Source organism: Polaribacter ponticola, from assembly GCF_026191475.2.
Lineage (GTDB): Bacteria > Bacteroidota > Bacteroidia > Flavobacteriales > Flavobacteriaceae > Polaribacter > Polaribacter ponticola.
The window spans coordinates 1,969,010-1,983,368 of the sequence record NZ_JAOSLC020000003.1 but is presented as its reverse complement, the minus strand read 5'-3'; the positions used below and the strand labels follow the sequence as shown (position 1 = coordinate 1,983,368).

Sequence of the window (14,359 nt, the reverse complement as noted above, 5' to 3'; positions counted from 1 at the left end):
GTTTAGTATTTAATTACTTTAACGGTTTGCCCACTTCTTACACTTCTTGCGCCTTCTTTAATAATTTGAGCACCTTTTTTAACACCAGATAACACCTCTATAACATCGCCTTGAGTTTTACCAGTTTCAATAATTACACGCTCAGCAACTCCTTCGTTTTTAGCATTACTATTATTTACGATATAAACATATTGTTGCCCTTCTGCATTTTCAGAAATAATACTTTGTGGTATTAAAAAAGCTTCATTACTAGTGTAATCATTTAATTTAATTTTTGCAGTAAGGTTTGGTTTTATACTTCCGTTTTTATTTGGAACACCTATTTCTACTTTAAATGATCTGTTGTTTGGGTTTATGAAATTACCAACTTGTCTAATAGTAGTTTCAAAGGTTTTACCTAACACAGGAAAATATACTTCAGTTCTTTTTCCTTTAGTAACATTTTTAATATAGCTTTCTGGCACTTCTGCTTCTATATACATATTTGTTAGGTTAATAATTCTAAAAACTTCAGAACCCATTCCAGGAGATACAACGGTACCTTGTTCTTTAAAAACATCATCTATTACACCACTAAAAGGAGCTGTAATTACTGCTTTAGAAAGCTGACTTTTAATTTGCTCAACTACTTTTGTTTGTGAAACGTAAGAAGATTTTGCTTGTAAAAATTGCATTTCTGAACCTATTTTCTGATCCCAAAGTCTTTTTTGTCTTTCAAAAGAAGTTTTTGCTAATGCTAATTGCGTTTCTACTTGTGCTAATTGTTGGCTTAAACCACCATCATCAATTTTTGCAAGTATTTGCCCTTTTTTAACAGATTGCCCTTCTTTAACAGATATACTTTCAATAATTCCAGGCATTTCTGGGTATACTAAAACATTCTGTTTTGTTGTAACATTTCCCTGTAATTCTAAATAATGATTAAAAACAGATTGTTTAGCAAGAAAAGTAGTTACTAAAGGTAATTTTTTTACAGTGTCTAATTTAGAAATTGCAGCATTTAAAGAATCTAATTGAATATTAATTTCTCTAACACTTTTTTCAAATTCTGTTTTTTTCGCTCTTATTTGTTCTAAGTTTTGTGAAGCTATTACAGCTTCTAAAGACTTAACTTTTTTATCTCCACAAGAAGATAAAATGATTGTTACTAATAATAATGAATATATTTTTCTCATTGCTGATAGGGTTATTTTATTGGGGTATTTAATGCGTTTTCTAATGTAGCTTTTGTAGCAATAATGTTAAGCATTGCTTTAACGTAAGCATTTTGTTGCGTGTATAATTGATTTTGAGCTTGTAATAAATCGAAACTAGTAGTAATTCCTTCGTTAAATTTAATTTGCTGCTTCTTTTCTATTTTTTCTGCAAGGCTTAAGTTCTTTTTAGCTGTTTGGTAATTATCAATACTTAATTGATAATCACTTTTAGCACTTTCTGCAGCCAAACTTAAACGTTGTTTAGCCTCTTCTAAACGAATGTCTGCATTTTCTAAAGCTATTTTAGCCTGTGCAGTTTTTGCGCTCCTTTTAAAACTACTAAATACAGGTATATTTAAACTTACACCCAACAAAGAAGAATCGAACCATCTTTGGTTACTACTTAAAAAAGAGAAAGAGTTTGAGTTAGCTTGTGCGCCATAATTTAGAAAAGCGTTTAAACTTGGTAATGCTTTACTTTGTTCTAACTTCATAAGCAAACGCTTACTTTCTCTATCATTTTCAGCTATTTTATAATCGATATTATTTTCTAAATTAAAACTTTCAGAAAGTATATTTAAATTTAAGTTAGCTAAAACTAAAGTATCTAAAGTGTCGGTTAATATTAACTTCGTATTTATTTTATTACCTAAAGAAATGTTTAATAATTTGTAAGCAATATTCTTTAATCTTTTAGCAGATCTAATATTATTATTGATGTTTCCTTCAATAATTTCAAACTGCTCAACATCTTCAAGTTCAGCCAATCCGTTTTCATAACCTAATCTTGCACCTTTTAAAATTCTGTCGTTAACTATTTTATTTTTGAATAAAATTTCAAGACTTTTTTCAGCAACTAAAACATTTCCATATGCATTAATTACGGTTTCTCTTGTAGTTAATTCTGTTTTCTCTTTAGCTTGTTCAGAAATTTTCAAATAGGTTTTAGCAGATTCTAAACCCACTAAATAAGAACCATCAAAAAGTAATTGAGTTAAAGTAATTGTAGCGTTTACATTTTGTTTTGTTCCAAAAAGAAACTCTTCATTAACACCATCTCCATCAAAATCGGCTAAAGTAACTTGTTGTTTTAGAAAGTTTTGATAATCTACTTTTGCATTTATTTGAGGTAGACCTATTGTTGTTGTTTCCCATTTTGTTTTCTCAGCAGATAAAATTTCATTACTAGCAACAGTACTATTATAACTGTTTTTTAATGCAAATTTTACTGCATCATCTAATGAAATTTCCATAGTTTTTTCTTGTCCTTTCATAGAAAAGGTAAAAGCAAAAAAACAAAATATGTATATATACTTATTCATTTAATATTGATTAATTTTTAATTGATTTTCTAATTCTTGCAAACCTTTTTCAGTTGCAATTGCTCTTGTGTGATAAATTAATACCTCTTGTTCTAATTGTTGAGTTTTATGGTTTTCTATTGTATTTTCATGTACACTAAAAACTAAGTAGATATAGAACTGACTTGCTAAATCTATGTTTGTATCTTCTCTATAATATCCTTTTTCTATTCCTTTTTTCAGATTTTCTTTTAAACAATCAGTAAAGAGAATCATTTCTTTCTGCATTGTTTTTTCATGGATTTTTGGGTAGTATTTTTTAAGTTGATAAATGGGTGATGAAGAAGCGTTCTTAAACATTTCTTTAAATGTTTTTTTTATTTCAAAGTTTTCTCTAATTGCGTTATAACCTTGATTGGTTACCTTATTTATAATTGTAAAACAAGAATTGTGTAATGAACTTGTAGTTTCTTCAACTAAAGCATGTTTATTACTAAAGTATTTATATAAAGTTTTTTTCGAAATACCCAATTCATTGGCTATTTCATCCATAGTAACACTCTTAAAACCTAAGTTTAAGAATAATTCTCCTGCTTTTTCTATAATTTTATCTTTCATAATTTCGGGTGCAAATATACATTAGGAAACTTAAAAAACAATAAAAGTTTCCAAAGTTTTAATGATTATTTAACATTTAGTTTTTAAAGAGAAAATCTTTACATTATTTTTACAAAAAAATATATAGTTTGGACATCTTACATTATCAACAAGAATTCTTAGAATATTTAAAATCTAAAGTTTGGGTTAGAGAGCCTAAAAACTTATACGAACCTATTGGCTACATTTTACAATTAGGAGGTAAAAGAATGCGCCCAATTTTAACTTTAATGGCAGCAGATATTTTTTCTTCTGACTATAAAAAGGCATTGCCTGCAGCCTTGGCTGTAGAGGTTTTTCATAATTTTACTTTAGTTCATGATGATATTATGGATGATGCGCCTCTTAGGCGAGGAAAAGAAACAGTGCATGAAAAATGGGACGTGAGTACAGGAATACTTTCTGGTGATGCAATGTTAATTTTAGCGTATCAATATTTTGAAAATTACGAACCTATTGTTTTTCAAAAATTAGCTAAATTGTTTAGTAAAACGGCATTAGAGGTTTGCGATGGCCAACAATTAGATGTCGATTTTGAAACTAGAAATGATGTTACTATTGATGAGTACATAAACATGATTCGCTTAAAAACATCGGTTTTAGTTGCTGCTGCTTTAAAAATGGGAGCGATTGTTGCCGAAACAGAAGATGAAAATGCTGATTTAATTTATAATTTCGGACTAAATTTAGGGTTAGCTTTTCAATTACAAGACGATTATTTAGATACTTTTGGAGACCCAGAAACCTTTGGAAAACAAGTTGGAGGAGACATTATAGAAAACAAAAAAACCTTTTTATACCTTAAAGCTTTAGAGACTTCTAATGAAGTTGATAAACAAAAATTACAACTGTTATTTAATCAGAAATTAGAAGATAACTCTCTTAAAATTAAAAAGGTAACAGAAATATTTGAAAACTGTAATATACCAGAATTAATAAAGGTAGAAATAGAGAATTATACACAAAAAGCGTTTGATACTTTGTCTAATATGGATATAAGCGAAAGCAATAAACAAAACTTAAAATCTTTTGGCTTGTGGTTAATGAATAGAACAGTATAATTATTATTTAAATTTATTTGCAAATAATTTAAAAATAATAGTACATTTGCAGCCTTAATTATTGGTCCTATAGCTCAGTTGGTTAGAGCACCTGACTCATAATCAGGTGGTCCATGGTTCGAGTCCATGTGGGACCACAGAAAACTCTCTTAATTAATTGATTAAGAGAGTTTTATTTTTTTAAGGGGGCTGGTTAGGGGGTTCTACTTTTATCCAATAATTTACATTTTTTACTAAATCAACTTAATTTTTGATAAAAAAACATCATTTCTGCTACACATAAATTTTATAAAATTTTACTGCAAATACTAGAACTTAATGAAATAGAAACAAGCAAAGATCTAAACTAAGAAGCATAGCGAACTTAGTGAGGATTTTGCGCAGTTTAATTAGGTAAGGTTGTTTTTCTATTATAAAAACCTAGTATAATTGATTTGATATAACAATTGAATTTTGGGCATGTGAGTTGAATATTGAAATAATTATGAGATCTACAATTTTCGTATTGAATATCGGTTTATAATTTAGATTATCGAAGAATATCTCAATAGACTACCTTCCTATATTTTAATTTTCTCTTTGTAGTTACTATTACTTACAGTAAAGGTATAATGTATCAGTGATATCTTCTATGGATTGCTTGTCTACTAGTGAAAGATCTAACTCGTCAGCAAAATTAATAATAAAATTAGTCAGCTCTCCAAATAAATCTTCCTCAAGCCTAGATCCCTCTGGGTCGTATATCTTGTAGGCAATTTCTCTGCCATAATTAGCTAGAAACGTATCATAGTCTATGTTTTGATCAAAGTCGTCTTCTTCATTTTCATATTCATCTTCATAATCATAGAATTTTTTATCTATTAGCCAGAAATACATAGCTGTATAATCCGATTCGTCAAGTTCAGAAAGGAATTTGTTAATTAATTGAATATGCTCATATTGAATTTCAGGAGGGTTGTGTCCAAGATTAAAACTTGTATCAACAATTAAGTTTGATACCTTTTTTGGTTTTTTAAATTCTTTATAATCATCAAAGGCAAAACGTAACAACAGTCTTTTTAATAAAACTTGCTCTGCATATTTTACCATTGCATTATTAATATGCTTAGTGACATATAGTTTGTGTCCAACTGTTATCATAATATCAATTTTTTTAAATCCTATTTCTATTTTTTTATTTGATCTATCGAATAGTGTACTTCAAAAACAAAGTTTATAACTCATCTTCTTATAGTTTCAATTTCGTTCTCAACGAGTATTTTATTAAGTTGTCTCAAGTGCTCCATTAAAGCAAACATGTTTTTAAATAAATTCATAATGATTTTGGTTTTTGTATTAGTATTATAAATACGAACAACAGATAAAGTAATTGCTATTCTATATATTCTTTTATTTTTTCCTGTCAATGAATTAAATAGAATTAAGCAGTTGAATGAGGAAGGGCTGATTTTATTTCGGTAATACTTTTCAAGTTTTCATTTTTCGAAGGAATATTAAGCCAATAATACTTCCAATTTATTTTTCCATTTCTTCCATTCAGGAAACTCCTTTTGCTGTAAATCAAAAAATGCTTTGGTATGGTCTCTATGCACTAAATGACAGAGTTCGTGAATTATTACATACTCTATACAGGCTTTAGGTGCTTTGATTAATTCTGGGTTCAACAATATTCTACCTTTAGTTGAGCATGAGCCCCAACGATTTTGCATTTTTCTTATTTCTATTTTTTTTGGTTCTACCTGATATTTTTTGAATTGGTTTATAAGAGGTTCTGCAATGTTATGAAACCATTTTTTTGATTTATTTAGATACCAGGCTTCTAATAATTTTTCTGCATTATCAAAATTATGTGTTCTTATTTCAATTTTTCCTCCAATATTTTTGACTGTTTTTTCATCGCTATCTATTAAAATAAGCTGATATTGTCTTCCTAAATAGAAGTGAGATTCACCAGAAACATATTTCCGAATTGTTTTTCGTGGTTCAAAGGATAAAAAATAATCTTGCTGTTTTAATATCCACGCTGCTTTCTTATGAATTTTATCTTCTATTTTTTTGTGCTACTTTTTATTGGTGCATTAACAATTATAGATCGATCTGGTAGTACAGTAATACCCAAAGTTTTTCGTTCGCGAAACTGTAATGTATAAACTATTTCCTCAGAACCATATTTAAGCGAACGCTGCATTATTTATATCTTATTTTGGCAACTTCAACAATACGTTCGGCAATTTTATCAATATCTTGAAAACTTAATTTAAGGTCATATTTATCTCGAATATGATCTATGATAAAATCGCCAATTAAGAAAACCATTTTTTTAGGTATGTCAACACTTTTAGACCAATCGACTTGCATAAGATTTAATATAATGCTATCAGCTTTTAGGGCTAATTCTTCAGCTATTAATAAAACAATATCTTCTTGCTCTGAGAACGTGCCAAATTCTTCAAGGCCAATTCCAAAAAATGCTCTAGCTACTTCCTTATTTTCTAACGATGCAGGTATGCTAGAATCTGTTCTACTTAAAACAGCATCCCTAGCTTCTTTAATTTTTTGCAAATAAACGGTTTCGTCAATTCTACCTTGCAAATAGTCTTCAATAGTTTCTTTAATTAATTGCGAAAAACGTTTATAAAATGCAGGATCTTCATCCATTTTTTCTGATATATGCTTAGCTGTTCTAGAAGCAATCATATCTGCTTTAGCTGCTTTACCTGTGGCTTTTTCAATTTCTTCTTCAAAAGCCTCTTTGTCAAAAATATTAACTAAGTCTGTAAGTGTTACAACATCTGAGGTAGGAATATGTGTATCAATTAATTTTTGAATTTGTCCTTCATATTTTTTGTAATCTATTTTATCAGAATACCTTGAAGCAACAGCTGCGCGAAGCTTCATGAAAAACGATAAATCTTCTTTGTATTTTGAGATACGTTTTTCTTCTGTCTCTTTATGAAATATAATAGAGGATAAAGCTAGCTTTAAAATACGTGCATATTTTGCTAATTGGTCATAAAACTTATTACGTAATGCCTCATCTCTTAGTAACTGTTGATAGGCTTCTGCATCTTTTTTATTTGAAATAGAAGAAAATAATTGCCAAAGGTCACTATGTATTTGCGGCAATTGTTCTATTTCTTCACTAATATTAGTTAGAGTACCTTTTAACTGATCTTCATCAAAATCTTCAAAAGTAGAATAGGTTTTTAGCGCTTTATCTAATTCCTCTAGAACCCCATAATAGTCTACAATATAACCATAGTCTTTGTCTGGGCTTACACGATTTACTCTTGCTATAGCTTGTAATAAAGTATGACCCAACAATTTTCTTGTGAGATACAGAACAATATTATTTGGTGCGTCAAATCCAGTTAATAATTTATCGACAACAATAATTAATTCTGGCTCACTATCATTCTTAAAACGGTTTACAATGTTTTTCTGATATTTTTTAGGAGAACCATGTTCATCCATCATTTTATGCCAAAATATTTTTACTAAATCATCTGTCTTGCCATATGCGGAATCTTCTCCTTCTCTTTCATCTGGAGGTGATATTACCAACGCTGAAGTTACGCGACCAATTTCATCTAAATAGTTTTTATACTTTACAGCAGCTGCTTTTGACTGACAAACCACTTGACCCTTAAACTTTGTTTTTTGAAAATTATTCTCATAATGCTTTGTTATATCCCAAGCAATTGCCAGTATTTTTTGATCTGCAATATTTAGTTGATCTGCTCTAGAAAATTTCTTTTTTAAATCTGCTTTTTCATAGTCAGTTAATGGTTCTGAAACCATATTAAAAAAATTATCCAAAGGCGCTGCGTTCACATCTTGTAATGCATGACGACCTTCGTATAATAAAGGAACAACTGCTTTATCTTTTACAGCTTGATCTACAGTATAGCTGTCTATAAGAGTACCAAACTTAGACAATGTGCTTTTATCTTTCTTAAATAAAGGTGTACCTGTAAATGCAATAAAACATGCATTTGGTAAAGTTTTTTGCATTTCAATATTAAATGTACCATGCTGAGTACGGTGCCCTTCATCTACCAAAACAAAAATATTATTACTGGTTAATGGAGTTTTGATTTTTTTTACAGCTGTTTCAAATTTATTGATTATAGTTGTTACTACTGCATCACTTTCTGTATGCAAAAGCTCAATTAATTGTGCGCCTGTTTTTGCATTATCTACATCCATTCCACATTTTCTAAACGTACCTGTTATTTGAGTATCTAGATCTGTTCTGTCTGTTACCAAAATAATTTTAGGGTTCAAAATACTAGATTCCATAGCTATAGCCTGAGCCAACATAACCATTGTTAGCGATTTACCACTACCTTGTGTATGCCAAACAACCCCACCAGTTCTCTGACCATTTTTTGTTTTTTTATTTGTTTCATTGCCTTTTTAATTGCAAAAAACTGCTGATAACGTGCGACTTTCTTTGCGCCATTATCATATAAAGTATAGTTGTAAATAAGATCTAACAGACGCTCTTTACTACATAAACTAAATAAATATTCATCTTGTGGAGTTGCTTTAATTTCTTCTAACTCTAATGCGTCAAAATATTTACGCACATAGTAAAAACGCTCTGTAAAAAGGCGCTCTTTTATGTTATTACTAATTGGCGTATTTTTAAGTTTATGTAATTTTTGACGAAAATCAGCTTCTTTTTTCTCATCAATGCCCCCATTTGGTTTTTTAAAATCTTCTTGCCATTTTGCCCAAAATTTTTCTGGAGTACCTGTTGTTGCATAACTACCTTCATTAACTGTTAAAGACATTACTAACTGTGACATAGCATAAAGAGGACGAATACCTTTTTCTTTTTGATTACGAAGATTTTGAGATATGGCTTGAGCTAACGGTTCTTTCATATCTGGTCTTTTACACTCAATAACACAAAGTGGTATACCATTTACGAATAATACTATATCAGGTCTATAATGCTCTTTTAATCCAGAACGCAATACGCTAAATTCTTCTGTAACATGGAAAACATTATTAGAGGGGTTTTTCCAATCAATATATTGTAAATCAAAACTTTTACGATCACCCTGAATGCTTTGATCTAATGAAATGCCTAGTGTAAGTAGTTCGTATATTTTTTCGCTAGTAATCATATAGCCATCTACCATAGGTATATCTGTTAAAGCTATAATAGCGTTTTCGATATTATTATCTGTAAATGAGACTGATTTACTTGAAGACACACGAGCTTTATTGATTTTATGTAATTGAGTTCGTAAAATATCTTCTAATAAAATATTTGAGGTTTTATTACCTCTAGCTTTTAAAGCCTCCTCTTGATTTAGGTAGTTATAACCCATATTAATTAATAGCTGCAATGCAGGTATTTGAGAAATATGATCTTCTTTAAATGATGGTGTCTCCATAGTTTTTATACTTTACAAAGCCGCTCTAAGCGAAGCGGTATGATTGTTGATATTTTGTTTACAAGTAAAATTGTTTTACATTTGCACCGCTCATCTTACCGAATATATAGGAAGACAGAGTTTCGAGGCTCGATACATCAAGATATGTACCGAGCCTTGCGGTTTTATAACAATTTTGCTAATTTATTTTTCATTTTTTTCTTCATCTGTTTTAAACCATATTTTTTATTGAGATAATATGCAGTAATAAGATAATAATCTAGTCCTGAATTTTGAGGCTCTAAAACAACTACATACTTTTGAGTTGTATTCAATAGATATGTTCTAGGTACATCTTTTCTTTTCTTAGGATCTCGCTCCATTACAGAAAAATGAAAAACGGTATCTTTAATTTTAACTTCAATATGTGGCTTTAACCAATGTAATCGATGCGCTCTATCTTTCTCAAAAACACGACTTTTTACTGTTTTACCGTTTTCATCTTTTTCAAAATAATCTTCAGAGATTAAGTGATTAAAAACTGTGCCTAAATCAATTTCTCCATCAATTTTAGTGGGTCTAATTATTTTTTTATTAAATATAAATTTATCATTATCTGTGATATCTCTATCAAAAATAGCTCTCAGTGATTTTTTCCTTTGAAACTCACTGTAATGCATTATTTCTAATAAGTCTGGGTATTTTTTTATTTGATTATGAGGCATACTACTAACTTAAATCTATGTAAAATAGGTTAAACTTTTCTGCTTCTTTAGGTGTAGATTTTTTAAGATTTATTTTTGCGTTAGTCTGCATTTTTTCAATAACTCTATTTTTTGCAGTAACTTTATTAAGACCTCTTATGTGATAATTTATTGCCCCCATCATAACATCAGCTATCTGCATTAGATAACTTTCATAAGACTTAATAAATTGAATATTCCTAACATTACTTTTATTATTAAGTATTTCTTTTAGCCCTACTAGCTTTTGTTGGCTACGTGTATCTTTTATATCTAAATAAAGATTGTAAAAATGTTTAGAATGCATTTTATGAGCTATTAACTGGTAATACATTCTAAAATAAAAATCATTATAGGTAAAACCTTCACGTGATTCGTCAATTTGATTTTTATCTACTACAATAGCTCTAAAACTTAAATCTGTAGCAAAAAAATAATCAATCACATCATTATAAAACTCTGCATTAGATTTTGATATTTTAGACCATTTCATTTCACCATAAAAATTATGTTTTTCTTTTAAAAGTTTAATATATGCCTTGTGTTGTTTTATTTGAGGATAAGCACATTTTATATAAGAAATGACCATAAATGGTTTTTCATCATATTGTAAATGAGTACTTTCATCACAATATAAATTAAATGTTTTTTTTATTTCTGACATACTTTCAATCTTTTTTTACCCGTAAGCAATTGTTGCATCAATCCTTTTTTTGCAATTGTAATTGATTGCGTTGGTTGGTTAATAACTCTATTTCTTTATCTGAAGTATTTAGAACCTTGGTGATTGCATTCTGTTCTTTTAAAGGTGGAAGAATTATTTCTTCTTTTTCAAATAATTTATAATTAAAGGTCATCTTTTCAATATGTACTCCATAACTACTCCTAAACGTTTGATGATAAAATTTAGGAGTTTTAGAATACCATTCCATAAATTTCATATTTAAAAGCGTATCATTTTTGGGAACTACAGCAATGTATGATCCGGATATTTTCATTCCATCAAACTTATCATTCACTAACCCAGACGCACCATGGAGAATTTGCATTTTTGATATTAAAAAATCTCCTTTTTTAGCTATATAAAGTTTCTTCGTTAGAATTTGAGATCCCTTTAGACTGTCTCTATGGAACAATCCTCCAGAACGTCTTCTTACACTAATAAGATCATAAGTTTCTTCATCATTCCAATTTACAGGTCTACTCACTTTTTTAAAAAGTTCTTCAAACGACCAAGTTTCCCATTCTTGTTCAAACCCAGGCAATCTTTTTTTACCACTTAATAACTGTTGCATTAAGCCTTTTTTTAGCTTTTGTTTTGCTTTTATTAGTGAATTTAGGTTTGTTAATGCAGTATCCCAAGTGCTTAAACAAGTTGAGATAAGCATTCTTTCCTTCTTTTTAGGGAAAGGAAATCTAAATTGTTTTAAATTCTTTGTATTAATTGAATTAATTGTGGCTCCTAAATTTCTATGAATTTCACGACCATAATAGGCAGTATCAAATAATTGGTACAAAAACTTGTAATCAGAACTTCTAAAAACTAGCATAAAAGCACCAAAAGCTGTACCTGCTGAAGCTTCATCTATTATGGCATTTTTACCTATTAAGTTGCGACTACCATTTCTTACACAAATCAATATATCACCTGTTTTAGTTTTGTTGAATTTGTTTTCATTTACATCTACATACACATTGTCCTCAAATTTTAAAGCTCTATCTTGAACATTAGATGATCTCAAAACCAACATACCTTCTTCAGAAACCATCTGAGGATTATAAGTTAAACCAATTACTGTATGCCCAATATCTTCTAGCTTAATAATATCCCAATCCTCAGGAATCCACCCCAACTTAGTTTCCTTAAACCCTTTTGTATTTTCTATTATTACATTTTTCATAGCCATTGTTTATAAACTTAATTTTTTTAAATACGCTTGCATTTTTTGCTGTACATCTTCCAACTCATCTTCTATTTTAGCTATTTTTGTTTGTACTTCTGTAATATTAATTTCTGCTTCTGGTTCAAAAGTATCTACATAACGAGGTATGTTTAAGTTGTATTCGTTTTCTGTAATTTCTGATAAATCAGCAACGTAGCTATACTTCTCTTCTAAAACTCCTGGTTCTGTTTTGTTCTCCTTAAAGTTATTGTAAGTTTCTACTATATGGACTAAATCTTCAGGTCTTAGTACATTTTGGTTTTTACCACTACCATACTCTTCACTGGCATCTATAAATACAGTTTCTGTGCGTTTGTCTTTTGCTTTGTTAAAAATAAGTATCGCTGCAGGAATACCTGTACCAAAAAATAAGTTGGCAGGTAGCCCAATAACAGCATCTAACAAATTATCTTCTATAACTCGTCTTCTTATTCTACCTTCTGCACCACTTCTAAACAATACTCCATGAGGCACCACAACACCAACCATACCTGTATCTTCGTATGCACTTTCTATCATATGACTAATAAACGCCCAATCGCCTTTACTTTTTGGTGGCAAGCCTCTATTAAAACGGTTGTATTTATCTTCTTCAGCTATTTCTTGTCCCCATTTATCTAACGAAAATGGCGGATTTGCTACTACAGTATCAAACCTCATTAAGTTATCACCTTCAACGTGTTTTGGATTACGTAATGTGTCTCCCCAACGTATAGAAGCATTATCAAAACCATGTAAGAACATATTCATCATAGCTAATGCCCATGTACTTCCGTTTGCCTCTTGACCATATAATGAAAAGTTGTTATCACTCACTTGTTGACCTGCTTTGATTAATAAAGATGCAGAACCACAAGTTGGATCGTAAATACGTGCTCCCGATTTGGACTTTGTTAAGCGCGCTAGTAAAGTTGATACCTCTTTTGGTGTATAGAATTCTCCTGCTTTTTTACCTGCATCACTTGCAAAATTGGCTATTAAAAACTCGTATGTATCACCTAAAACATCTTGTCCATCTAAAGACGATGGTCTTACATCTAACTTATTGAAGTCTGTCAATAGGTTTTTAAGACGTGAATTTTTATCTTTTTTATCTCCTAGATTACTACTGTTAAAACTGATGTTTCTAAAGATTCCAGCACCATCACTACTTGTTAGTTTTTCACGATTGGCATCCTCTAAATCTGCTAAAGCAATGTCTATTAATTCCCCAATATTAGGCTCATTACGTTTGCTATAAAGTGCATTAAAGTGACTATGTTCTGGCACTGTAAAACGTTCTGAGGCCATAGCACGTTTTGCACGTTCTACATTGCCATCATATTTTTTTAAATGTGCTTCATACTTTTCAGTATAAGTGTCTGACACATATTTTAAAAACAACATTACTAAAATGTAATCTTTATATTGACTAGGATCTATTACTCCTCTAAAAGTATCACAGGCTTGCCAAATAATTTTATTGATGTCTGCAGATTGAATTTTATTGCTCATAGTTCTTTATTTTGTTTTTTAATAATAATTCTAATTGAATGGTTTTTAGTTGGTCTAATTGAGTTGTTAATTTTGATTCTTGTTTTTTAAGCTCATCTATTTCAATAATTTGTTTTTGAATTTTTAAAGGAGGTATTTTAATTTCTAAATCACCAAGTATAGTTCTGTTTATTGAAGGTAATGCAGTACCACGACTATAACTTCGGAGTTCTTGCTGTGTACTTTCTAAATTAATATACCATGCAATATACTTTGGCAATACCTTGACATGAAAGTCTCTTAATACCATAAAACTAGAAGAGGCAACCATAGGTTTAGAATCATCTACTATAGTGTGCCCCACAAAACCATTATGTCCTTTACCTAAAACAATAACATCTTGTTTCGTTAAAAAATGTTTTTCTAATTTTTCAGAAGGCATTATACTAGGCTTGATCAGCTTATTTAGTAGACTAGGAGCTACAAAGTCACTAGCACCTATATAGTAAATAGTTCCTTGTGGATTTCTGCGTTCGTTTATGCCTGAAGATATTAAAGCAAGCTCTCTTAATTTCATTTTATTTGTTGTTATTCA

At 29.8% G+C, this 14,359-nt stretch carries 12 protein-coding genes, 1 tRNA gene and 1 pseudogene; 2 read left to right on the top strand and 12 right to left on the bottom strand.

Annotated elements, in window-relative coordinates:
* Nucleotides 1–2 precede the first annotated feature (2 nt).
* The 3 genes from N5A56_RS14180 to N5A56_RS14170 are packed head-to-tail and all read right to left on the bottom strand — an operon-like array spanning nt 3 to nt 3,115.
* Entirely contained in the window at nt 3–1,175 is a 1,173-nt protein-coding gene (locus N5A56_RS14180; protein ID WP_265726038.1) for an efflux RND transporter periplasmic adaptor subunit, read from the bottom strand.
* An 11-nt stretch (nt 1,176–1,186) separates the two neighbouring features.
* Entirely contained in the window at nt 1,187–2,518 is a 1,332-nt protein-coding gene (locus N5A56_RS14175; RefSeq protein ID WP_274270497.1) for a TolC family protein, read from the bottom strand.
* Entirely contained in the window at nt 2,519–3,115 is a 597-nt protein-coding gene (locus N5A56_RS14170; protein ID WP_265726036.1) for a TetR/AcrR family transcriptional regulator, read from the bottom strand.
* 128 nt (nt 3,116–3,243) lie between these two features.
* Between N5A56_RS14170 and N5A56_RS14165 the strand changes: the two genes are divergently transcribed.
* Both N5A56_RS14165 and N5A56_RS14160 read left to right on the top strand, forming a co-directional pair.
* A complete protein-coding gene (locus tag N5A56_RS14165; protein ID WP_265726035.1) occupies nt 3,244–4,215 on the top strand; it encodes a polyprenyl synthetase family protein in 972 nt (323 codons plus the stop codon).
* A gap of 63 nt (nt 4,216–4,278) precedes the next feature.
* Nucleotides 4,279–4,352 (top strand) — tRNA-Ile (locus N5A56_RS14160).
* A gap of 454 nt (nt 4,353–4,806) precedes the next feature.
* Here N5A56_RS14160 and N5A56_RS14155 read toward each other — a convergent pair.
* From N5A56_RS14155 to N5A56_RS14110, 9 genes and pseudogenes are all read right to left on the bottom strand, one after another.
* Entirely contained in the window at nt 4,807–5,355 is a 549-nt protein-coding gene (locus N5A56_RS14155) for a hypothetical protein (RefSeq protein WP_265726034.1), read from the bottom strand.
* A 353-nt stretch (nt 5,356–5,708) separates the two neighbouring features.
* A complete protein-coding gene (locus tag N5A56_RS14150; protein ID WP_274270592.1) occupies nt 5,709–6,233 on the bottom strand; it encodes a M48 family metallopeptidase in 525 nt (174 codons plus the stop codon).
* Nucleotides 6,234–6,402: 169 nt separating this feature from the next.
* Nucleotides 6,403–8,562, bottom strand: a pseudogene (locus N5A56_RS17545) (type I restriction endonuclease subunit R); the annotation flags it as partial.
* Nucleotides 8,547–9,560: a type I restriction endonuclease gene (locus N5A56_RS14135; RefSeq protein ID WP_265726157.1), complete on the bottom strand. Its 1,014-nt coding sequence runs from the start codon at nt 9,558–9,560 to the stop codon at nt 8,547–8,549. The gene N5A56_RS14135 and the pseudogene N5A56_RS17545, both read right to left, overlap by 16 nt.
* A 230-nt stretch (nt 9,561–9,790) precedes the next feature.
* Entirely contained in the window at nt 9,791–10,330 is a 540-nt protein-coding gene (locus N5A56_RS14130; RefSeq protein WP_265726032.1) for a hypothetical protein, read from the bottom strand.
* Between the two features lie 4 nt (nt 10,331–10,334).
* A complete protein-coding gene (locus N5A56_RS14125) occupies nt 10,335–11,012 on the bottom strand; it encodes a DUF3800 domain-containing protein (RefSeq protein ID WP_265726031.1) in 678 nt (225 codons plus the stop codon).
* 37 nt (nt 11,013–11,049) lie between these two features.
* On the bottom strand, nt 11,050–12,249 hold the full coding sequence (locus N5A56_RS14120; protein WP_274270496.1) for a restriction endonuclease subunit S: 1,200 nt from the start codon (nt 12,247–12,249) through the stop codon (nt 11,050–11,052).
* 9 nt (nt 12,250–12,258) lie between these two features.
* Complete coding sequence (locus N5A56_RS14115) at nt 12,259–13,785, bottom strand: type I restriction-modification system subunit M (RefSeq protein WP_265726029.1); 1,527 nt, start codon at nt 13,783–13,785, stop codon at nt 12,259–12,261.
* The gene (locus N5A56_RS14110; protein ID WP_265726028.1) at nt 13,775–14,341 is read right to left on the bottom strand and encodes a restriction endonuclease subunit S; all 567 of its coding nucleotides are present in this window, start codon (nt 14,339–14,341) and stop codon (nt 13,775–13,777) included. Before N5A56_RS14110 ends, N5A56_RS14115 begins: the two co-directional genes overlap by 11 nt.
* Nucleotides 14,342–14,359: the final 18 nt, after the last annotated feature.

What these genes read in the sequence shown, in the direction of transcription:
- N5A56_RS14175 (WP_274270497.1), bottom strand. Translation starts at nt 2,518, where the DNA reads ATGAATAAGTATATATACATATTTTGTTTTTTTGCTTTTACCTTTTCT.
- N5A56_RS14110 (WP_265726028.1), bottom strand. Translation starts at nt 14,341, where the DNA reads ATGAAATTAAGAGAGCTTGCTTTAATATCTTCAGGCATAAACGAACGC.
- N5A56_RS14155 (WP_265726034.1), bottom strand. Translation starts at nt 5,355, where the DNA reads ATGATAACAGTTGGACACAAACTATATGTCACTAAGCATATTAATAAT.
- N5A56_RS14170 (WP_265726036.1), bottom strand. Translation starts at nt 3,115, where the DNA reads ATGAAAGATAAAATTATAGAAAAAGCAGGAGAATTATTCTTAAACTTA.
- N5A56_RS14120 (WP_274270496.1), bottom strand. Translation starts at nt 12,249, where the DNA reads ATGAAAAATGTAATAATAGAAAATACAAAAGGGTTTAAGGAAACTAAG.
- N5A56_RS14130 (WP_265726032.1), bottom strand. Translation starts at nt 10,330, where the DNA reads ATGCCTCATAATCAAATAAAAAAATACCCAGACTTATTAGAAATAATG.
- N5A56_RS14125 (WP_265726031.1), bottom strand. Translation starts at nt 11,012, where the DNA reads ATGTCAGAAATAAAAAAAACATTTAATTTATATTGTGATGAAAGTACT.
- N5A56_RS14115 (WP_265726029.1), bottom strand. Translation starts at nt 13,785, where the DNA reads ATGAGCAATAAAATTCAATCTGCAGACATCAATAAAATTATTTGGCAA.
- N5A56_RS14180 (WP_265726038.1), bottom strand. Translation starts at nt 1,175, where the DNA reads ATGAGAAAAATATATTCATTATTATTAGTAACAATCATTTTATCTTCT.
- N5A56_RS14135 (WP_265726157.1), bottom strand. Translation starts at nt 9,560, where the DNA reads ATGGGTTATAACTACCTAAATCAAGAGGAGGCTTTAAAAGCTAGAGGT.